19 protein-coding genes are annotated in these 20,321 nt (G+C 53.8%); 10 read left to right on the top strand and 9 right to left on the bottom strand.

The features are described 5' to 3' along the window. Positions 1-183 precede the first annotated feature (183 nt). From lldP to trmL, 4 genes are all read left to right on the top strand, one after another. Entirely contained in the window at positions 184-1,839 is a 1,656-nt protein-coding gene (gene lldP / locus K8W53_RS00725) for an L-lactate permease (protein ID WP_001055308.1), read from the top strand. Continuing rightward, a complete protein-coding gene (gene lldR, locus K8W53_RS00720) occupies positions 1,836-2,612 on the top strand; it encodes a transcriptional regulator LldR (protein WP_000636696.1) in 777 nt (258 codons plus the stop codon). Before lldP ends, lldR begins: the two co-directional genes overlap by 4 nt. Then, positions 2,609-3,799 (top strand): FMN-dependent L-lactate dehydrogenase LldD, encoded by a 1,191-nt coding sequence (gene lldD / locus K8W53_RS00715; RefSeq protein WP_023195158.1) that lies wholly within the window; start codon positions 2,609-2,611, stop codon positions 3,797-3,799. Before lldR ends, lldD begins: the two co-directional genes overlap by 4 nt. 64 nt (positions 3,800-3,863) lie before the next feature. After that, complete coding sequence (gene trmL, locus K8W53_RS00710; protein ID WP_000932335.1) at positions 3,864-4,337, top strand: tRNA (uridine(34)/cytosine(34)/5-carboxymethylaminomethyluridine(34)-2'-O)-methyltransferase TrmL; 474 nt, start codon at positions 3,864-3,866, stop codon at positions 4,335-4,337. 67 nt (positions 4,338-4,404) lie between these two features. Here trmL and K8W53_RS00705 read toward each other — a convergent pair whose 3' ends face one another. After that, positions 4,405-5,409: a LacI family DNA-binding transcriptional regulator gene (locus K8W53_RS00705; RefSeq protein WP_001537635.1), complete on the bottom strand. Its 1,005-nt coding sequence runs from the start codon at positions 5,407-5,409 to the stop codon at positions 4,405-4,407. A 318-nt stretch (positions 5,410-5,727) separates the two neighbouring features. Between K8W53_RS00705 and K8W53_RS00700 the strand changes: the two genes are divergently transcribed. Both K8W53_RS00700 and K8W53_RS00695 read left to right on the top strand, forming a co-directional pair. Then, positions 5,728-6,924 (top strand): L-talarate/galactarate dehydratase, encoded by a 1,197-nt coding sequence (locus K8W53_RS00700; RefSeq protein WP_023202893.1) that lies wholly within the window; start codon positions 5,728-5,730, stop codon positions 6,922-6,924. Positions 6,925-6,997: 73 nt separating this feature from the next. Beyond that, positions 6,998-8,308 carry an MFS transporter gene (locus tag K8W53_RS00695; RefSeq protein WP_058654686.1) on the top strand — a complete coding sequence of 437 codons (1,311 nt, stop codon included), beginning with the start codon at positions 6,998-7,000 and terminating at the stop codon, positions 8,306-8,308. A gap of 82 nt (positions 8,309-8,390) precedes the next feature. On the opposite strand, the gene cysE is transcribed toward K8W53_RS00695, so the two are convergent. The 5 genes from cysE to K8W53_RS00670 all read right to left on the bottom strand — a co-directional run bounded on the left by cysE (position 8,391) and on the right by K8W53_RS00670 (position 11,588). Continuing rightward, positions 8,391-9,212 (bottom strand): serine O-acetyltransferase, encoded by an 822-nt coding sequence (gene cysE, locus K8W53_RS00690; protein WP_001112114.1) that lies wholly within the window; start codon positions 9,210-9,212, stop codon positions 8,391-8,393. 77 nt (positions 9,213-9,289) lie between these two features. Further along, positions 9,290-10,309 (bottom strand): NAD(P)H-dependent glycerol-3-phosphate dehydrogenase, encoded by a 1,020-nt coding sequence (gene gpsA, locus K8W53_RS00685; protein ID WP_001076596.1) that lies wholly within the window; start codon positions 10,307-10,309, stop codon positions 9,290-9,292. After that, a complete protein-coding gene (gene secB, locus K8W53_RS00680; protein WP_000003370.1) occupies positions 10,309-10,776 on the bottom strand; it encodes a protein-export chaperone SecB in 468 nt (155 codons plus the stop codon). Before secB ends, gpsA begins: the two co-directional genes overlap by 1 nt. Positions 10,777-10,819: 43 nt before the next feature. Then, positions 10,820-11,071 carry a glutaredoxin 3 gene (gene grxC, locus K8W53_RS00675; protein ID WP_001273795.1) on the bottom strand — a complete coding sequence of 84 codons (252 nt, stop codon included), beginning with the start codon at positions 11,069-11,071 and terminating at the stop codon, positions 10,820-10,822. 85 nt (positions 11,072-11,156) lie between these two features. Continuing rightward, positions 11,157-11,588 (bottom strand): rhodanese-like domain-containing protein, encoded by a 432-nt coding sequence (locus K8W53_RS00670; protein WP_001156179.1) that lies wholly within the window; start codon positions 11,586-11,588, stop codon positions 11,157-11,159. A gap of 247 nt (positions 11,589-11,835) precedes the next feature. Between K8W53_RS00670 and gpmM the strand changes: the two genes are divergently transcribed. From gpmM to K8W53_RS00655, 3 genes are read left to right on the top strand one after another with little or no spacing between them, the layout of a single operon-like run. Next, complete coding sequence (gene gpmM, locus K8W53_RS00665; RefSeq protein WP_000116576.1) at positions 11,836-13,380, top strand: 2,3-bisphosphoglycerate-independent phosphoglycerate mutase; 1,545 nt, start codon at positions 11,836-11,838, stop codon at positions 13,378-13,380. A 33-nt stretch (positions 13,381-13,413) separates the two neighbouring features. Beyond that, complete coding sequence (envC, locus tag K8W53_RS00660) at positions 13,414-14,673, top strand: murein hydrolase activator EnvC (RefSeq protein ID WP_058814511.1); 1,260 nt, start codon at positions 13,414-13,416, stop codon at positions 14,671-14,673. A 3-nt stretch (positions 14,674-14,676) separates the two neighbouring features. Beyond that, positions 14,677-15,639 carry a divergent polysaccharide deacetylase family protein gene (locus K8W53_RS00655; protein WP_001135513.1) on the top strand — a complete coding sequence of 321 codons (963 nt, stop codon included), beginning with the start codon at positions 14,677-14,679 and terminating at the stop codon, positions 15,637-15,639. Here the strand turns inward: K8W53_RS00655 and K8W53_RS00650 are convergent. The 3 genes from K8W53_RS00650 to kbl form a co-directional block, all read right to left on the bottom strand. Continuing rightward, on the bottom strand, positions 15,626-16,660 hold the full coding sequence (locus tag K8W53_RS00650) for a glycosyltransferase (protein WP_000798198.1): 1,035 nt from the start codon (positions 16,658-16,660) through the stop codon (positions 15,626-15,628). The genes K8W53_RS00655 and K8W53_RS00650 overlap by 14 nt on opposite strands. A gap of 292 nt (positions 16,661-16,952) precedes the next feature. Next, the gene (gene tdh / locus K8W53_RS00645; protein WP_000645990.1) at positions 16,953-17,978 is read right to left on the bottom strand and encodes an L-threonine 3-dehydrogenase; all 1,026 of its coding nucleotides are present in this window, start codon (positions 17,976-17,978) and stop codon (positions 16,953-16,955) included. A 9-nt stretch (positions 17,979-17,987) separates the two neighbouring features. Continuing rightward, a complete protein-coding gene (gene kbl, locus K8W53_RS00640; protein ID WP_001213790.1) occupies positions 17,988-19,184 on the bottom strand; it encodes a glycine C-acetyltransferase in 1,197 nt (398 codons plus the stop codon). 202 nt (positions 19,185-19,386) lie between these two features. Between kbl and rfaD the strand changes: the two genes are divergently transcribed. Then, positions 19,387-20,319: an ADP-glyceromanno-heptose 6-epimerase gene (gene rfaD, locus K8W53_RS00635; RefSeq protein ID WP_000587771.1), complete on the top strand. Its 933-nt coding sequence runs from the start codon at positions 19,387-19,389 to the stop codon at positions 20,317-20,319. The last annotated feature ends 2 nt before the right edge of the window (positions 20,320-20,321 follow it).

Below are 20,321 nucleotides of genomic sequence, written 5' to 3'. Positions count from 1 at the left end.
CAGGTTCACATTTCATTAAATTAACTCTACAATACCGTTGCCAATAAATAACATATGGTTAACTATTTGTTGTCATTATCCATACACAACAATATTGGCAGGACCACTTTTACACATAATGTGACCCCAACGAGATGAGCAAAGATTCATCCCATTATGCGTGTGGTTCTCAGGAGACCTGCAATGAACCTCTGGCAACAAAACTATGACCCGGCGGGTAATATCTGGCTTTCCAGCCTGATCGCATCGCTCCCAATCCTGTTCTTCTTTTTCGCCCTGATTAAACTCAAGCTGAAAGGCTACGTTGCCGCTTCGTGGACGGTGGTTATCGCGCTCGCCGTCGCGCTGCTGTTCTATAAAATGCCGGTCGATCACGCGCTGGCATCGGTCGTGTATGGCTTCTTCTACGGGCTATGGCCGATTGCCTGGATAATCATCGCCGCGGTCTTCGTCTATAAAATTTCGGTCAAGACCGGGCAGTTTGACATTATTCGCTCGTCAATTCTGTCGATTACCCCCGATCAACGTCTGCAAATGCTGATTGTCGGCTTCTGCTTCGGCGCGTTCCTTGAAGGCGCGGCGGGTTTCGGCGCGCCGGTGGCGATAACCGCCGCGCTGCTGGTGGGTCTGGGCTTTAATCCGCTGTATGCGGCAGGGTTGTGCCTGATTGTAAACACCGCGCCTGTCGCCTTTGGCGCGATGGGGATCCCGATTCTGGTTGCCGGACAGGTCACGGGCCTGGACAGCTTTGAAATCGGTCAGATGGTCGGTCGTCAGCTACCATTCCTGACCATTATCGTGCTGTTCTGGATTATGGCGATTATGGACGGCTGGCGCGGCGTGAAAGAAACCTGGCCTGCGGTGATGGTCTCTGGCGGTTCGTTTGCTATCGCCCAGTATCTCAGCTCCAACTTTATCGGGCCGGAACTGCCGGACATTATCTCTTCGCTGGTGTCTCTGGTGTGCCTGACGCTGTTCCTCAAACGTTGGCAGCCGGTACGCATCTTCCGCTTCGGTGATATGGGCGCGTCACAGGTCGATCAGACGCTGGCCCGTACCCGCTATACGACAGGACAAATTGTTCGCGCCTGGTCGCCGTTCCTGTTCCTGACCGCCACGGTCACTCTCTGGAGCATACCGCCGTTCAAAGCGCTGTTTGCCCCCGGCGGCGCGCTGTATGACTGGGTAATTAACGTTCCGGTACCGTATCTCGATAAACTGGTCGCCCGTATGCCGCCGGTTGTACACGAAGCGACCGCTTACGCGGCGGTGTATAAATTTGACTGGTTCTCCGCCACCGGCACGGCGATCCTGTTTGCCGCGCTGTTGTCTATCGTCTGGCTGAAAATGAAGCCCTCAGCCGCAATCCAGACCTTTGGCAGCACGCTGAAAGAGCTGGCGTTGCCGATTTACTCCATCGGCATGGTGCTGGCGTTCGCGTTTATCTCGAACTATTCCGGGCTTTCCTCCACGCTGGCGTTAGCGCTGGCGCACACCGGCAGCGCCTTCACGTTCTTCTCGCCGTTCCTCGGCTGGCTGGGTGTCTTCCTGACCGGGTCCGACACCTCATCTAACGCGCTGTTTGCCTCTCTACAGGCTACCGCGGCGCAGCAAATCGGCGTCTCTGATGTGCTGATGGTGGCGGCGAACACCACTGGAGGCGTAACCGGGAAGATGATCTCGCCGCAGTCTATCGCCATCGCCTGCGCGGCGGTGGGACTGGTAGGGAAAGAGTCCGATCTGTTTCGTTTTACTGTCAAACACAGCCTGATCTTCACCTGTATGGTGGGCGTGATCACTACGCTTCAGGCCTATGTTTTAACCTGGATGATTCCGTGATTGTGATGCCAAAACGCCTGTCAGACGAGATTGCCTCTCGCGTGCGGGCGCTGATTGAAGAACAAAACCTGGAAGCGGGCATGAAATTGCCCGCCGAGCGCCAGTTGGCTCTACAGCTTGGCGTATCACGCAACTCTTTACGCGAAGCGCTGGCGAAGCTGGTCAGCGAAGGCGTGCTGGTGAGCCGTCGCGGCGGCGGGACATTTGTCCGCTGGCAGCACGAAACCTGGTCTGAACAGAATATCGTGCAACCGCTGAAAATGCTGATGGCGAACGATCCGGACTACAGTTTCGACATTCTGGAGGCCCGCCACGCCATTGAAGCCAGTACGGCCTGGCACGCCGCCATGCGTGCCACCGCTGCCGACAAAGAGAAAATCAGACTCTGCTTTGATGCGACGCTCAGCGAAGACCCGGATCTCGCCTCCCAGGCCGACGTGCGCTTTCATCTGGCGATCGCGGAAGCTTCGCACAATGTGGTGCTGTTGCAAACCATGCGCGGTTTCTTCGACGTCCTGCAATCCTCCGTCAAACAGAGTCGCCAGCGTATGTATCTCGTTCCGCCCGTATTCTCAAAGCTGACGGAACAACACCAGGCAGTGATGGACGCCATTCTGGACGGTAACGCCGAGGGCGCGCGTAAAGCGATGATGGCGCACCTCAGTTTTGTCCACACCACGATTAAACGATTTGATGAAGACCAGGCCCGCCAGGCGCGTATTACCCGCCTGCCCGGCGACCATAATGAGATGACCAGGGAGAATAAATCATGATTATTTCAGCAGCCAGCGATTATCGCGCCGCAGCTCAGCGCACGTTGCCTCCTTTCCTCTTCCACTACATCGACGGCGGCGCGTATGCGGAATATACCCTGCGCCGAAATGTGGAAGACCTGTCGCAAGTCGCTCTGCGCCAGCGTGTGCTGAAAAATATGTCCGATTTAAGCCTGGAAACGACCCTGTTTAACGAAACGTTGTCGATGCCGGTGGCATTAGCGCCGGTAGGTCTGTGCGGCATGTACGCCCGTCGCGGCGAAGTACAGGCCGCCGCCGCCGCAGACGCAAAGGGCATTCCGTTCACCCTTTCCACCGTCTCCGTCTGTCCGATTGAAGAAGTTGCACCAACCATTAAGCGCCCGATGTGGTTCCAGCTTTATGTACTGCGTGACCGGGGCTTTATGCGCAACGCGCTTGAACGTGCGAAAGCGGCGGGCTGCTCCACGCTGGTCTTTACCGTGGATATGCCGACGCCGGGCGCGCGCTACCGTGACGCCCACTCCGGGATGAGCGGCCCAAACGCGGCCATGCGCCGTTACTGGCAGGCGGTGATGCACCCTAAATGGGCGTGGGATGTCGGCCTGAACGGTCGCCCGCATGATTTAGGCAATATTTCCGCCTATCTGGGTAAACCGACCGGCCTTGAGGACTATATCGGCTGGCTGGCAAATAACTTCGATCCGTCCATCTCCTGGAAAGATCTGGAGTGGATACGCGAATTCTGGGACGGCCCAATGGTGATCAAAGGGATCCTCGATCCAGAAGATGCCCGCGATGCGGTACGTTTCGGCGCTGACGGTATCGTGGTGTCGAATCACGGCGGCCGCCAGCTCGATGGCGTGCTCTCTTCCGCCCGCGCCCTGCCCGCCATTGCCGATGCGGTGAAAGGCGATATCGCCATTCTGGCGGATAGCGGGATTCGTAACGGGCTGGATGTCGTGCGTATGATTGCGCTGGGGGCCGATACCGTACTGCTGGGTCGGGCCTATCTCTACGCGCTGGCGACGGCAGGAAAAGCGGGGGTCGCCAACCTGCTGGACCTGATCGAGAAAGAGATGAAAGTCGCCATGACCCTGACCGGCGCGAAATCCATTAGCGAAATCAGTGGCGATTCACTGGTGCAGGAACTGGGGAGAAGTTTGCCCGCCGCGCTGGCGCCAATGAGCAAAGGCGATTCCGCCTGAGCGCCTGGCGCGTGAGAGCCCGGTAAATTTCTGCTATTCTGCCCCCCGCATTTAAGGGGGCATCATGCTTAACATCGTACTCTTCGAACCAGAAATCCCGCCGAATACCGGCAACATCATTCGTCTTTGCGCCAATACCGGCTTTCGTCTGCACATCATCGAACCGATGGGGTTTACATGGGATGATAAGCGCTTACGCCGCGCAGGGCTGGACTATCACGAATTCGCCGCGGTTCAGCGCCATCACGATTATGCCGCCTTTGTCGCCGCCGAAAACCCGCAGCGCCTGTTTGCGTTGACGACAAAGGGCACGCCCGCCCATAGCGCCGTAAGCTATCAGGATGGCGATTATTTGATGTTTGGCCCGGAAACGCGCGGCCTGCCCGCCAGCATTCTCGATGCGTTGCCTAAAGAGCAGAAGATTCGCATTCCGATGATGCCGGATAGCCGTAGCATGAACCTGTCGAATGCGGTGTCGGTGGTGGTGTATGAAGCGTGGCGCCAGTTAGGATATCCCGGCGCGGTATTGCGGTCGTAATATATTCAATGCCGGATGGCGGCTAACGCCTGATCCGGCCTGGCCGATCCCGATGGCATGTTCCCGTTTATGCGGACTCTCGCTCAATCAAATGAAAGCCAATATCCACAATAGCTTCTGCGCACGGTTTCTGTTCAATACGATCGGCCAACAGCGTAGCGGCGCGCTGACCAATGGCGCGTCTGTCAACGCTTACGGTAGTAATTGACGGTCGATTGCTGGCGGCAAAATCAAGGTCGCCAAAACCAATAACCGCTAAATCATGCGGGATGCGCAAACCACGGCTTTCCGCCTCCATCATCGCCCCCTGTGCCAGGGTATCAGAACTGCAAACAATGACATCAAACGTCCCTTCGTCAAAAAGCTGGCTTAAACCGCTGCGCCCCAGCGAAAGCGATGCCGGAAGGGGTACATCCACCTGTGGTACGGCATGAATAGCGTGGCGTTGAAGAACACTACATAACCCCTGCTTACGTTGCGCGGCTCGGCGATCGGCGGTCCACAACAAGCCGGGACGACGATAGCCCTTACTCAGAAGATACTCCCCCGTCGCCTGCCCGACTTTTTCATGGGAAAAACCGACCAGCATATCAAGCGGCGTGGGCGTTAAGTCCCAAATTTCCACCACCGGAATAGCCGCGTTCAGGATGACCTTTTTCAGTTCTATCGTGTGATGGATCCCGGTAAGCACCACGCCATCAGGGCGGCGTGAAAGCAGTGTCGCCACCAACTCCGCTTCCGTTTGTTCGGTATATCCCGCCACGCACAGCAATATGTGATATCCGCGTCGGGCCAGTTCATCGCTCAGCGACTGGATGGTATCGACAAACATATTGTTGTTAATTTGCGGCACGACGACAGCGATTAATTTACTCCGTCGCGACGCCAGACCACCGGCTAACGCGTTGGGTATGTAGCCTGTGACGCGAACCGCCTGCATGACTTTCTCAACCGTTTTGGGGCGAACCAGTTGTGGCGAATTCAATGCCCGGCTGACTGTCATCGGAGACAGCCCGGCGCTACGTGCTACATCTTCCAGCGTCGGCGCACGAGGTGATTTGGTTCTCTTCACGTCTGATGCCCCTGCAAAGATTGGCTGATTTATCCGCGCATTATTCATCATGCCTGCGGCTATTGCCAGCTTCGCATCAGGAAAGGCCGTAAATACAGTAGCTTATCAAGCTCAGTCATTACAAAATGATAGCGCCATCATTTTGTATTATGCATTTCCCCAGATATTTTTGGATCGTGATCCATTTTGCAATAAATTCTGCTTTTTATACGACATATGTGATCAAATGTTCAAATCAACATCAACTTTCTGGATCCTGTGTTCGCTTAATAATAAAAATGTTAGCGCAATCATTTTGTGATTATCAGGAGAAAAAAAATGGCTTTAAGCGCGAATTCCGACGCCGTAACGTATGCAAAAGCGGCGAATACCAGAACCGCGGCAGAAACCGGCGATCGTATCGAATGGGTGAAGCTATCACTGGCTTTTCTACCGCTGGCGACGCCAGTGAGTGACGCGAAGGTACTGACCGGTCGCCAGAAACCTTTGACCGAAGTGGCAATCATCATTGCCGAAATCCGCAGTCGCGACGGCTTTGAAGGCGTTGGTTTTAGCTACTCCAAACGTGCTGGCGGCCAGGGTATTTATGCTCACGCCAAAGAGATAGCCGATAATCTACTGGGCGAAGATCCCAATGATATCGACAAAATATACACCAGGCTGCTGTGGGCCGGAGCCTCGGTGGGGCGTAGCGGGATGGCGGTACAGGCTATCTCCCCTATCGATATCGCCTTATGGGATATGAAGGCTAAACGTGCCGGTCTGCCACTGGCAAAACTGTTGGGCGCGCACCGCGACTCCGTTCAGTGTTACAACACCTCAGGGGGGTTCTTGCATACACCGCTCGATCAAGTGCTGAAAAATGTGGTGATTTCCCGCGAAAATGGCATTGGCGGTATTAAGTTGAAAGTCGGACAACCCAACTGCGCTGAGGATATTCGCCGCTTAACCGCAGTACGTGAAGCGCTTGGGGATGAGTTTCCGTTAATGGTTGACGCTAACCAGCAGTGGGATCGCGAAACGGCTATCCGCATGGGGCGTAAAATGGAACAGTTCAATCTTATCTGGATTGAAGAACCATTAGATGCTTACGACATCGAAGGCCACGCCCAGCTTGCTGCCGCGCTGGATACGCCTATCGCCACCGGGGAAATGCTGACCAGTTTCCGGGAACACGAGCAGTTGATTCTGGGCAATGCCAGCGATTTCGTTCAGCCAGATGCGCCGCGTGTCGGCGGTATCTCTCCGTTCCTGAAGATTATGGATCTGGCGGCGAAACACGGGCGTAAGCTGGCGCCGCACTTTGCGATGGAAGTACATCTGCACCTTTCCGCAGCGTATCCCCTGGAGCCGTGGCTGGAACATTTCGAGTGGCTGAACCCATTATTCAACGAGCAACTTGAGCTGCGCGATGGCCGCATGTGGATTTCCGATCGTCATGGTCTGGGTTTTACGCTCAGTGAACAAGCGCGCCGCTGGACACAATTAACCTGTGAATTTGGCAAACGCCCTTAACCCGACTGGCGGGAATCCGTCCCGCCTCTCTTACCTTACAGGATGCATTCTGCCCTTATCTGAGGAGTAGATAATGAACACAATAATAAAGCGCACAAAAGTGCGTCATACCATTCTTATATTTTTATTTCTTGCTACCGTATTTAATTATGCGGATCGCGCAACTCTATCCGTAGTTGCCCCAATAATGAGTAAAGAATTAGGTTTTGATCCGGAAGCGATGGGCCTGGCCTTCTCCTCATTTGGTATCGCCTATGTCATTATGCAACTACCCGGTGGTTGGCTATTAGACCGCTACGGTTCACGACTGGTTTACGGTTGCGCATTGATTGGCTGGTCGTTAGTAACCATGTTTCAGGGAACGATCTATCTGTATGTCAGCCCATTAATTGTACTGGTTATTCTACGTCTGCTGATGGGCGCGATTGAAGCGCCTGCCTTTCCGGCGAACAGTCGTTTAAGCGTACAATGGTTTCCCAATAATGAACGAGGTTTCGTTACTTCAGTTTATCAGGCTGCGCAATATATCTCGCTGGGCATTATCACCCCGCTAATGACGATCATTCTGCATAATTTAAGCTGGCATTTTGTCTTCTATTATATTGGCGCTATTGGCGTGATGCTCGGTATATTCTGGTTAATGAAAGTCAAAGATCCGATGCACCACCCAAAAGTTAATCAAGCGGAAATTGACTATATTCGTAGCGGTGGTGGCGAGCCCTCTCTGGGCTGTAAAAAGGAGCCGCAGAAAATAACGTTCGCGCAGATTAAAACCGTCTGTGTTAACCGGATGATGATCGGTGTTTACATCGGGCAATTCTGCGTCACCTCTATCACCTGGTTCTTCCTGACCTGGTTCCCGACCTACCTGTACCAGGCGAAAGGCATGTCGATTCTGAAAGTCGGTTTTGTGGCCAGTATTCCAGCCATTGCCGGTTTTATTGGCGGCCTGCTCGGCGGCGTGTTCTCCGACTGGCTACTCAAACGCGGCTATAGCCTTACCGTCGCGCGGAAACTGCCTGTTATCTGCGGTATGTTGCTCTCTTGCGTAATAGTGATCGCCAACTACACCTCTTCAGAATTTGTGGTCATTGCGGCGATGAGTCTGGCCTTTTTTGCCAAAGGGTTTGGTAACCAGGGCTGGTGCGTACTCAGCGACACCTCGCCGAAGGAAGTTCTGGGTATTGCCGGCGGCGTATTTAACATGTGCGGCAATATGGCAAGCATCGTTACGCCACTGGTCATCGGCGTGATTCTTGCCAATACTCAGTCGTTTGACTTTGCCATTTTATACGTTGGCTCGATGGGACTTATTGGTCTCATTTCATATCTGTTTATCGTCGGCCCGCTGGATCGCATCACGCTGACATCATCCGCAGCCTGATTGTCCACATTGCGAATTCTTCGCTCCGCTGTTCCGGGATTGCACTCCATCGGAACAGCGTTTTTTAGTTGTACCGCGCAATTCAGATGCCGTCGCCATACTCAAACGTATGGTGTAGCCCGTTGAAATGCTGGTCCATATCCATCGACGGCTTATCGCTGCCCGGCTTGCCGACAATACGCGCCGGAACGCCTGCGGCGGTAGTGTGCGGCGGGACAGGCTGTAAAACGACGGAACCTGCGCCAATTTTCGCGCCGCGCCCCACCTCGATATTGCCGAGAATTTTCGCGCCCGCGCCAATCATCACGCCTTCGCGGATTTTAGGATGACGATCGCCGCTCGTTTTCCCGGTACCGCCCAGGGTGACGGATTGCAGGATCGACACATCATCTTCAATAACCGCCGTCTCCCCCACCACAATACCGGTGGCATGGTCGAGCATAATCCCGCGGCCAATTTTCGCTGCCGGGTGAATATCCACCTGAAACGAGACTGAAACCTGATTTTGCAGGAAGATAGCCAGCGCGCGGCGACCTTTATTCCACAACCAGTGACCAATGCGGTAGGCCTGTAGCGCATGAAAGCCTTTCAGATATAACAGCGGCGTGGAGTATTTATCCACCGCCGGATCGCGAGTGCGCACGGCCTGAATATCGCAGGCTGCCGACGCGATCATTTCCGGGTCGGCGGCATAGGCTTCTTCAACTACTTCACGGATAGCGATAGCGGGCATGATGGGCGAAGCCAGTTTATTTGCCAGCATATAGCTCAGCGCACTGCCCAGATTTTCATGCTTGAGTAGCGTGGCGTGATAAAAACTGGCCAACATAGGCTCACAGTCAGCTAAAGCGCGGGCTTCAGCTTTAATATTCTTCCAGACGATTTCCAGTTCTTCACACGGCATGGCTTACTCCAGACGGGCAGAAAACGACCAACCCGTTCTGTGCGGGTTGGGTCGTTTATGCAAACAGTTCCTTACGGCTAGTGGCGACTCAGCTCTTCCTTGCGGGCGCGACCTAATAACGTTAATGCTGCCTCGCGCGCGTTTTTTCCGCAATACAATACTTGATAAATTTCCTCGGTTATTGGCATTTCAACACCAAAACGGTGCGCCAATTCACGAACTTCTTTCGTATTGCGATAGCCTTCGACCACCTGGCCAATCTTATCCTGCGCGCCTTTAACGTCCATACCCTGGCCAAGCATCATGCCAAAACGACGGTTGCGCGACTGGTTGTCGGTACAGGTCAGCACCAGATCGCCTAAACCCGCCATCCCCATAAAGGTGGCGGGATCGGCACCAAGCGCTGCGCCAAGCCGCGACATTTCGGTCAGTCCACGCGTGATTAGCGCCGTGCGGGCGTTCGCGCCGAAGCCGATGCCGTCAGACATCCCCGCGCCAATCGCAATCACGTTTTTCACCGCGCCGCCAAGCTGCACGCCGATAAAATCCGCATTGATATAGACGCGAAAACTTTTTCCGCAGTGCAACAGTTGCTGGAGATCGTCGGCAAAGGTCTCATCGGTTGAGGCCAGCGAGATTGCCGTCGGCAAACCCGCCGCCAGCTCTTTAGCGAACGTCGGACCGGAAATCACCGCCAGCGGGATTTGATCGCCTAACGCCTCGCGAGCGACATCCTGCAACAGGCGCCCCGTTTCCGCTTCCAGGCCTTTGGTCGCCCATACCAGACGCGCATCCGGACGCATCAGCGGTTTAATCTGCCGCAGCACGTCGCTGAAAACATGGCTTGGCACCACCACCAGAATGTTACGACTGGCCGCCAGCGCGGTTGCTAAGTCGCTTTCCAGGTGTAACGTATCGGGAAAAGGCACATCGGGAAGGAACGCGACGTTGCAGCGATCGTGCTCCAGGGTCGCGATATGTTTTGGGTCGTGGCCCCACAGGACAACCTGGTGGCCGTTTCTCGCCAGAGTGATGGCAAGAGCGGTGCCGTACGAGCCGGCACCGATGACTGTCATTGACGCATTACTTTGGTTCATCAGGCATCCTGATGTTCTTCAGTACCTTCGCCAGCCTGCTGCTGCAAATAGTTCATGAACAGCGCATCAAAGTTGACCGGCGCAAGGTTCAGTTGCGGGAACGTACCGCGTGAAACCAGGCTGGTGATGCACTCGCGAGCATACGGGAACAGAATGTTCGGGCAGTATGCACCCAGGCAATGCGCCATCTGAGTACCTTCAATACCGCTGATGGAGAAAATACCGGCCTGCTGAACTTCGCACAGGAACGCGGTTTCTTCCCCCAGGGAAGCCGTTACGGTAACACGCAGCACAACTTCATAAACGTCATCCGCCAGTTGGGAAGATGCCGTATCAAGATCCAGTTTAACCTCTGGCTGCCAATCTTTCTGGAAAACATGCGGTGCGTTTGGCGCTTCGAAAGAAACATCCTTGGTATAGATACGTTGGATCTGGAAAGCCATTTCAGTGTTATTTTGTTCTGACATGTGTAAAACCCTTTAGTGTTGTCCTTAAATACTTGAGTACGCCTTAACGCAACAGCGGATCCAGTCCACCACGCGCATCCAGCGCATACAAGTCGTCACAACCGCCAATGTGCTGTGCATCAATAAAAATTTGCGGAACCGTCGTTCGGCCACTACGTTTGATCATCTCTTCACGCTTCACGGCGTCGCCGTCAATCGCAATTTCCTGGAAACTCACGCCCTTGCTGTTTAACAGCGCCTTTGCACGATGGCAAAACGGACAGGTTGCTTTGGTGTAGATTTCAATATTGGCCATGACTTCGCTCCTGTTTTTTACCCGATGGATTTCATGTCGACGCAAGGGCAAGTCATTCCCCTTGCGTCATGAAAACGACGGGTAATCACTTACCGCGCACCAGAGGCAGATTCTCGCCGCTCCAGCCTGCTACGCCTTCTTTCAACACAAAGACCTTTTCAAAGCCGGCTTTTGTCAGCGCGTTAGCGGATTCCTGGCACTGCATACCAGAACCGTCGACCACGATAATCGGCTTGTCTTTGTGCTTTTCCAGTTCGCCAACATTGTTGGCTTTGATTTCGCTCGGCAGCAAATTGGTCGCGCCAGCGATATGGCCTTTACGGAAATCGTCACGTTGACGTAAATCCACAACAACGGCGTCCTCTTTGTTGATAAGGCGCGTGGCTTCGCCGCGTGTAATCACCTTAACTTTTGAAGTCAGACCTTTGAACGTGGTAAATAAAACCGCCACCAGTAACGCAATCCAGGCGATACTCAGTATGGGATGACGGCCAACAAATTGCATAATTTCTTGCATGGGGGGTAACAACTCCCGACGTAGTGATTAAAAAACCAGGAAAGGAGTATACCTGTGCAGTGGCGCAAATACAGCCAGAGCGTGCACTGGAATGCATTTTTGCGGGGCGCTACGAAAAAAAATCACGCTATTACTTGCCTTCTCACGCCAGCGCGATCCCTTTCTTTGATCTTCTGAGGCTATTTTATCGATTCAGCTGTAGTAAAATTACGCAATTATTTTGTCTATTGAGTATGAGGTTGTCGCAATGTCGGTTTCTAAAAAACCTATGGTACTGGTGATTCTGGATGGCTACGGCTACCGTGAAGAACAGCAGGATAACGCTATCTTAAACGCCAAAACCCCGGTGATGGATGCTCTGTGGGCAAAACGTCCGCATACCCTGATCGACGCATCCGGTCTGGAAGTGGGTCTGCCTGACCGCCAGATGGGCAACTCCGAAGTGGGCCACGTTAACCTGGGCGCAGGCCGCATCGTTTATCAGGACCTGACGCGTCTGGACGTTGAAATTAAAGAACGTACTTTCTTTGCTAACCCAGTCCTGACCAATGCGGTAGACCAGGCGAAAAACGCCGGTAAAGCGGTTCATATTATGGGTCTGCTGTCCGCGGGCGGCGTCCACAGCCACGAAGATCACATTATGGCGATGGTGGAGCTGGCCGCAGAGCGCGGCGCAGAAAAAATCTATCTGCACGCCTTCCTCGACGGTCGCGACACGCCGCCGCGCAGCGCTGAAGCCTCGCTGAAAAAATTCGAAGACAAATTCGCCGCGCTGGGCAAAGGCCGCGTGGCGTCTATCGTCGGTCGTTACTACGCTATGGACCGCGACAACCGTTGGGATCGCGTGGAAAAAGCGTATGATCTGATGACCCTGGCGCAGGGCGAATTCCAGGCGGATACCGCCGTGGCTGGCCTGCAGGCCGCTTACGCTCGTGATGAAAACGATGAGTTTGTCAAAGCGACCGTTATCCGCGCCGAGGGCCAGGCTGATGCGGCGATGGAAGACGGCGACACGCTGATTTTCATGAACTTCCGCGCTGACCGCGCGCGCGAAATTACCCGCGCTTTCGTTAATGCTGATTTCGACGGCTTTGCGCGTAAGAAAGTGGTTAATCTGAACTTCGTGATGCTGACCGAATACGCCGCCGACATCAAAACTGCCGTTGCCTACCCACCAGCGTCGCTGGCGAATACCTTTGGCGAATGGATGGCGAAAAACGACAAAACCCAACTGCGTATTTCCGAAACGGAAAAATATGCGCACGTAACCTTTTTCTTTAACGGCGGCGTAGAAGAACCGTTTGCTGGTGAAGAGCGCATTCTGATCAACTCCCCGAAAGTGGCCACTTATGACCTGCAACCGGAAATGAGCTCTGCAGAATTGACTGAAAAATTGGTCGCGGCGATCGAAAGCGGTAAGTACGACACCATCATTTGTAACTATCCAAACGGCGATATGGTCGGTCATACCGGCGTGATGGAAGCCGCCATCAAAGCGGTGGAAGCGTTGGATAACTGCATTGAACAGGTAACAAAAGCGGTTGAGTCCGTTGGTGGACAACTGTTGATTACCGCGGACCACGGCAACGCGGAGCAGATGCGCGATCCGGCGACCGGTCAGGCGCATACCGCCCACACCAACCTGCCGGTGCCGCTGATTTATGTCGGCGAGAAAAACGTGAAGGCGGTCGAAGGCGGCAAACTTTCAGACATTGCGCCTACCATGCTGTCGCTGATGGGGATGGAAATCCCGCAAGAGATGACTGGTAAGCCGCTGTTCATCGTGGAATAATCCCTCCCCATGAGGGGAAAGGCGATTAACACCATTCAACAGGCCGTGAAACCAAGAACGTTTTCAGTCAGGCCTTTGTTCTACGCCAGCGTACTTAGCGCTGGCGTATTGTTGTGCGCCTTTTCCGCCCACGCGGATGACCGCGATCAACTCAAATCTATTCAGGCCGATATCGCCGCGAAAGAACGCGACGTACGCCAGCAGCAGCAACAGCGCGCCAGCCTCCTGGCACAACTGAAAGCCCAGGAAGAGGCCATCTCGGCCGCAGCGCGTAAGCTGCGCGAAACGCAAAGCACTCTGGATCAGTTAAACGCGCAAATTGATGAGATGAACGCCTCAATTGCCAAACTGGAGCAGCAAAAAGCCAGCCAGGAGCGTAATCTTGCCGCGCAGTTGGACGCCGCTTTCCGCCAGGGCGAACACACCGGCATTCAGCTTATTCTTAGCGGAGAAGAGAGCCAGCGTGGGCAACGCCTGCAGGCCTACTTCGGCTATCTGAACCAGGCGCGCCAGGAGACTATCGCCGAACTGAAACAGACTCGCGAACAGGTCGCCACGCAAAAAGCCGAGCTGGAAGAGAAGCAAAGCCAACAACAAACGTTGCTGTATGAGCAGCGCGCCCAACAGGCGAAGCTGGAGCAGGCGCGTAATGAACGTAAGAAAACGCTTGCCGGACTGGAGTCGTCTATTCAGCAAGGCCAGCAACAGTTAAGCGAACTACGCGCCAACGAATCACGCCTACGCAACAGTATCGCGCGGGCGGAAGCGGCGGCCAAAGCGCGAGCGGAGCGTGAAGCCCGCGAAGCGCAGGCGGTACGCGATAAGCAGCAGGAAGCCTCGCGTAAAGGCAGCACCTATAAGCCGACGGAAAGCGAGCGTTCACTAATGTCCCGCACCGGCGGTCTGGGCGCGCCTCGCGGTCAGGCATACTGGCCGGTACGCGGCCCGATATTGCATCGCTATGGCGAACGGCTGCAGGGTGAGCTACGTTGGAAGGGGATGGTGATCGGCGCGTCGGAAGGCACCGAGGTCAAAGCCATCGCCGACGGCAGGGTGATTCTGGCAGACTGGCTGCAAGGCTATGGCCTGGTGGTGGTCGTGGAGCATGGTAAAGGCGATATGAGCCTTTACGGCTATAACCAGAGCGCGCTGGTCAGCGTAGGCGCGCAGGTGCGCGCCGGACAACCTATCGCCCTTGTGGGCAGTAGCGGCGGTCAGGGCAGACCTTCGCTTTATTTCGAAATTCGTCGCCAGGGTCAGGCCGTCAATCCACAGCCGTGGTTGGGAAGATAAGTTTTGCCTCAGTTTCGTCGCTCCATTCTCACGCTGGCCACTTTGCTGGCGTTTGCACATCCCGTTTTCGCTGGCAAGCTCGCCATCGTGATTGATGATTTTGGCTATCGCCCGCACACGGAAAACCAGGTTCTGGCGCTGCCGCCAAACATCTCCGTCGCCGTACTGCCCAACGCGCCGCACGCGCGCGAAATGGCAACTAAAGCGCACAATAGCGGGCATGAGGTGTTAATCCATCTGCCGATGGCGCCGCTAAGCAAACAGCCGTTGGAGAAGGATACGCTGCGACCAGATATGAGCAGCGATGAGATCGAGCGCATTATCCGCGAGGCGGTAAACAACGTGCCGTATGCCGTCGGGCTTAATAACCACATGGGCAGCGCAATGACTTCCAGCCTGTTCGGTATGCAAAAAGTTATGCAGGCGCTGGAACATTACAATCTCTATTTTCTCGACAGCATGACGATTGGCAATAGCCAGGCGATGCGCGCGGCATCCGGTACGGGTGTGAAAGTGATCAAGCGCAAAGTGTTCCTCGACGATACGCAAAACGAGGCGGATATTCGCCGTCAGTTTAATCGCGCTATCGAACTGGCCCGTCGCAACGGTTCCGCTATCGCGATTGGACATCCGCATCCCGCAACGGTTCGCGTGCTGCAACAGATGGTTTATCGCCTGCCGGCGGATATCACCCTGGTACGTCCAGGCAGCCTGCTCAACGAACCGCAGGTAGATACGTCTCGACCTGATTTGACGCCGCAGAAAATTGACGCGCCGCGCAATCCCTTTCGCGGCGTGAAGATGTGCAAGCCGAAAAAACCGCTGCAACCGGTCTACGCTACGCGCTTTTTCAGCGTCATCGGTGAGAGCATTACGCAAAGTTCCGTGGTTGTCTGGTTTCAGCACCAGTGGCAAGGCTGGGGGAAAATCGCCGCGCCTAAAAACGTGAGCGCTAAGACAGATTGAGCGCCTTACGGGCCATACGACGGTGTGACAAGGTTTTGTCGCGCCATTGCCACAGCCGGAAGGACCAGAGCAGCGTCTGATAAGCTGCTTTCGCGCTGCGGACGTTAGCCATCATCCGTCTATACATGCCAGAAGTAAAAATTTCGGCAATCATACGCTGGCGGGTCAAAATATCAGGCTCTTTACGTACCGCATGACAAACACGTAACGCTTCCCAGGTAATTTGCTGGCGAAATTCCGGGTAAATCGGAATACGACGGGCATAATCACGATTGAGCTTTTCTAATAATCGCGTAATTTTAATATAATGCCGCTGATAATTAAGATTTTTATTGCCTTGTCTTTGCAAACGGCTTACCGAATTATCATGCAGGAAATATTTATATAATGATTGTTCGGTATAACGTACGCGCGTGGCATTAAACATAACTTCCGTCGACCATAATATGTCCTGATGATGTAGTCCGGGAACGAAAGTAATATTGTTATCGATAATCAGCGCACGTCGATAAACGCCCATCCAGACAACATGCGTCCAGCGCCGCGAGGCCAGCGCCATACGCAACCAATCCGGTCCACTTAATACTCCGGTGGAGCGCAGACGATCGGTCGGAATAGATTGCCAGGCGTGCCCGGTTTTTCGGACGCACCAGTCCGCGTTGCACTGCGCAACGTCCAGATCATCGTTAAGCGCCATGGTCATCAGCGTTTCATACATCTTCGGATAGACCAGGTCATCTGCATCGACAAAGGCGACGTAATCGCCGGTCGCCGCTTGCAGGCCAAGATTACGGGCGACAGATGCGCCAGCATTGGCCTGATGAAGCAGTCGAACATGCGGGTAATGTTCCGCGTAATGTTTTGCTATCTCAACGGAATGATCCGTCGATCCATCATTCACAATAATAATTTCCAGCGCCGACCACGTTTGCGCGATTAACGACGCCATGCAAGCATTAAAATCCGCTCCCGCATTATATAACGGGACAATGATACTCACTTTGGTTTTACTATTTTTCATAACGATTACCAGAAAAACCTTAATTTACCCTGCCTTTATACTGTGGCTCTATTAAGAAACTATTAAGCCGCCATAATTAATTTTTACAGTAAAAAGCAAGCACAAAACTCAGAGTAGAGCGTGACGTTAGCGAGTAAAATAAGAGTAAAGCGCAATTACGAATGCTTGATGTCTATGACAATTCTTTACTGCTTTCCAGATTTTCCCTAACAAAAAAGGTTGGCGAATGACACCAACCTTTTACGATGAAACGTATATCAGACCCGATAAAATTATCGGGTCTCTATACATATTAATCCCAGCTCAGAATAACTTTTCCTGACTGGCCTGAACGCATGGCGTCAAAACCTTTCTGGAAATCATCAATAGAGAAACGATGGGTGATAATCGGTGACAGATCCAGACCGGACTGGATCAGCGCCGCCATTTTGTACCACGTTTCGAACATCTCACGACCATAAATACCTTTAATGAACAAGCCTTTAAAGATAACTTTTGTCCAGTCGATAGACATATCTGATGGCGGAATCCCCAGCATCGCAATACGACCGCCGTGATTCATGGTGTCCAGCATGGTACGAAACGCCGGCGGCGCGCCGGACATCTCCAGACCCACATCGAATCCTTCGGTCATTCCCAGCTCCGCCATGACGTCGTTCAGGCTCTCTTTCGCGACGTTGACCGCGCGGGTGACGCCCATTTTACGCGCCAGCTCCAGACGGTATTCATTGACGTCAGTAATCACCACATGACGCGCGCCGACATGTTTCGCCACCGCGGCGGCCATTACGCCGATTGGCCCCGCCCCCGATACCAGTACATCTTCGCCGACCAGATCGAAAGACAACGCCGTATGCACCGCATTACCAAACGGGTCGAAAATAGAGGCTAAATCATCAGAAATGTTATCCGGGATTTTAAACGCATTGAACGCCGGGATGACCAGGTATTCCGCGAAGCAGCCGGGACGATTGACACCCACGCCGGTGGTGTTGCGACACAGGTGAGTACGACCGCCACGGCAGTTGCGGCAATGACCGCAGGTGATATGACCTTCGCCGGAGACGCGATCGCCAATTTTAAAGCCTTTCACTTCCTGACCGATGCCGACCACTTCGCCGACATATTCATGCCCCACGACCATCGGAACCGGGATGGTTTTTTGCGACCAGTCATCCCAGTTATAGATGTGAACGTCAGTACCGCAGATGGCTGTTTTACGGATTTTAATCAGTAAATCGTTATGGCCGACTTCCGGTTCCGGAACGTCGGTCATCCAGATGCCCTCTTCCGCTTTCAGTTTGGATAACGCTTTCATCTTACATCCTCAGGCAATCACGCCCAGTTGTTTACCAATACGCGTGAACGCGTCTACCGCACGCGTAATTTGCTCAGGCGTATGCGCCGCAGACATCTGGGTACGAATACGCGCCTGACCTTTTGGTACGACCGGATAGAAGAAACCGGTAACGTAAATGCCCTCTTTTTGCAGTTCGCGGGCAAATTTCTGCGCGACAACCGCATCTCCCAGCATTACCGGGATGATGGCGTGATCCGCGCCTGCCAGCGTAAATCCCGCGGCAGACATCTGCTCACGGAACTGCCGGGCGTTCGCCCACAAGCGATCGCGCAGTTCTGCGCCCGCTTCCACCATCTCTAACACTTTAATAGAAGCCGCCACGATCGCCGGCGCCAGGGAGTTGGAGAACAGATATGGGCGGGAACGCTGACGCAACCACTCAACGACCTCTTTACGCGCCGCGGTATAGCCGCCGGATGCGCCGCCTAACGCTTTGCCCAGCGTACCGGTAATAATATCTACGCGGCCCATTACGTCGCAGTATTCATGGGAACCACGACCGTTTTCGCCGACAAAGCCTACCGCGTGAGAATCATCAACCATCACCAGCGCATCGTATTTATCGGCCAGATCACAGACGCCTTTCAGATTGGCGATGACGCCATCCATTGAGAACACGCCGTCGGTGGCGATCAGGACATGACGCGCGCCGGCCTCACGCGCCTCTTTCAGCCGCGCTTCCAGCTCAGCCATATCGTTGTTGGCATAGCGATAGCGCTTCGCTTTACACAAACGCACGCCGTCAATGATAGACGCGTGGTTCAGCGCGTCGGAAATAATAGCGTCTTCCGCGCCCAGCAACGTCTCAAACAAGCCGCCGTTAGCGTCGAAACAGGAGGAATACAGAATCGCATCTTCCATGCCGAGGAAGCTTGCCAGCTTTTGCTCCAGCGCTTTGTGGCTGTCCTGGGTGCCGCAGATAAAACGCACGGACGCCATACCGAAACCGTGGCTGTCCATGCCCGCTTTTGCGGCATTAATCAGCTCAGGGTGATTCGCCAGCCCGAGATAGTTATTGGCGCAAAAGTTAATAACGTGGCTTCCATCCGCCACGGTGATATCCGCCTGCTGCGCAGACGTAATAATGCGCTCTTCTTTAAACAATCCTTCCGCCCGAGCGGTTTCCAGATCGTTGGTTAACTGTTTGTAAAAATCCCCACGCATTGCGATTCTCCAGACTGGGCAAATTTCAGCACATATTACCCAAAGCGATACGTTGATACGAGATGACGCGTCATCACTTCTTTAAAATGCAGCATAAATCACGCGTATCCTCACGGGTTATCAGTGAATGGATGAATAGTGTTATGATAAGAGCATTCATGTCTGAGACAGTCTCTGACACCATAATTCAAAGGTTACAGTTATGATCATCGTTACCGGCGGCGCGGGCTTTATCGGCAGCAATATCGTTAAGGCCCTGAATGATAAAGGTATCACCGATATTCTGGTGGTGGATAACCTGAAAGACGGCACCAAGTTTGTAAACCTGGTGGATCTGAACATTGCTGACTATATGGATAAGGAAGATTTCCTGATCCAGATTATGTCCGGAGAAGAGCTCGGCGATATCGAAGCTATTTTCCATGAAGGCGCCTGCTCTTCCACCACCGAGTGGGACGGCAAGTATATGATGGATAATAACTATCAATACTCCAAAGAGCTGCTGCACTATTGTCTTGAGCGCGAAATCCCGTTCCTCTACGCCTCTTCTGCCGCCACCTATGGCGGTCGCACGTCTGATTTCATCGAATCGCGCGAATACGAAAAACCGCTTAACGTTTACGGCTATTCTAAATTCCTGTTTGATGAATATGTGCGCCAGATCCTGCCAGAAGCGAACTCGCAGATTGTCGGTTTCCGCTATTTCAACGTCTATGGACCACGTGAAGGCCATAAAGGCAGCATGGCAAGCGTGGCATTTCATCTGAATACACAGTTAAACAACGGCGAAAGCCCGAAACTGTTTGAAGGCAGCGAAAACTTCAAGCGCGACTTCGTTTACGTGGGCGATGTGGCCGCCGTTAACCTGTGGTTCCTGGAAAGCGGCAAGTCCGGCATCTTTAACCTGGGCACAGGCCGCGCGGAATCTTTCCAGGCCGTCGCCGACGCGACGCTGGCATACCATAAAAAAGGCAGCATTGAATACATTCCGTTCCCGGATAAGCTGAAAGGCCGCTATCAGGCGTTTACGCAGGCGGATTTAACCAATCTACGCAACGCGGGCTATGACAAACCCTTTAAGACCGTCGCCGAAGGCGTCACGGAGTATATGGCCTGGCTGAACCGCGACGCGTAAGT

This window comes from Salmonella sp. A29-2 (assembly GCF_020150755.1).
GTDB classification, from domain to species: Bacteria; Pseudomonadota; Gammaproteobacteria; order Enterobacterales; family Enterobacteriaceae; genus Salmonella; species Salmonella enterica.
The sequence above is the reverse complement of the archived record's forward strand: the minus strand, read 5'-3'. Positions and strand labels throughout refer to the sequence as shown.

Excerpts from the sequence above, each read along its gene's own strand:
- lldP (WP_001055308.1), top strand. The coding sequence starts at position 184 with ATGAACCTCTGGCAACAAAACTATGACCCGGCGGGTAATATCTGGCTT.
- lldD (WP_023195158.1), top strand. The coding sequence starts at position 2,609 with ATGATTATTTCAGCAGCCAGCGATTATCGCGCCGCAGCTCAGCGCACG.
- trmL (WP_000932335.1), top strand. The coding sequence starts at position 3,864 with ATGCTTAACATCGTACTCTTCGAACCAGAAATCCCGCCGAATACCGGC.
- K8W53_RS00700 (WP_023202893.1), top strand. The coding sequence starts at position 5,728 with ATGGCTTTAAGCGCGAATTCCGACGCCGTAACGTATGCAAAAGCGGCG.
- K8W53_RS00695 (WP_058654686.1), top strand. The coding sequence starts at position 6,998 with ATGAACACAATAATAAAGCGCACAAAAGTGCGTCATACCATTCTTATA.
- cysE (WP_001112114.1), bottom strand. The coding sequence starts at position 9,212 with ATGCCGTGTGAAGAACTGGAAATCGTCTGGAAGAATATTAAAGCTGAA.
- gpsA (WP_001076596.1), bottom strand. The coding sequence starts at position 10,309 with ATGAACCAAAGTAATGCGTCAATGACAGTCATCGGTGCCGGCTCGTAC.
- secB (WP_000003370.1), bottom strand. The coding sequence starts at position 10,776 with ATGTCAGAACAAAATAACACTGAAATGGCTTTCCAGATCCAACGTATC.
- grxC (WP_001273795.1), bottom strand. The coding sequence starts at position 11,071 with ATGGCCAATATTGAAATCTACACCAAAGCAACCTGTCCGTTTTGCCAT.
- K8W53_RS00670 (WP_001156179.1), bottom strand. The coding sequence starts at position 11,588 with ATGCAAGAAATTATGCAATTTGTTGGCCGTCATCCCATACTGAGTATC.
- gpmM (WP_000116576.1), top strand. The coding sequence starts at position 11,836 with ATGTCGGTTTCTAAAAAACCTATGGTACTGGTGATTCTGGATGGCTAC.
- K8W53_RS00650 (WP_000798198.1), bottom strand. The coding sequence starts at position 16,660 with ATGAAAAATAGTAAAACCAAAGTGAGTATCATTGTCCCGTTATATAAT.
- tdh (WP_000645990.1), bottom strand. The coding sequence starts at position 17,978 with ATGAAAGCGTTATCCAAACTGAAAGCGGAAGAGGGCATCTGGATGACC.
- kbl (WP_001213790.1), bottom strand. The coding sequence starts at position 19,184 with ATGCGTGGGGATTTTTACAAACAGTTAACCAACGATCTGGAAACCGCT.
- rfaD (WP_000587771.1), top strand. The coding sequence starts at position 19,387 with ATGATCATCGTTACCGGCGGCGCGGGCTTTATCGGCAGCAATATCGTT.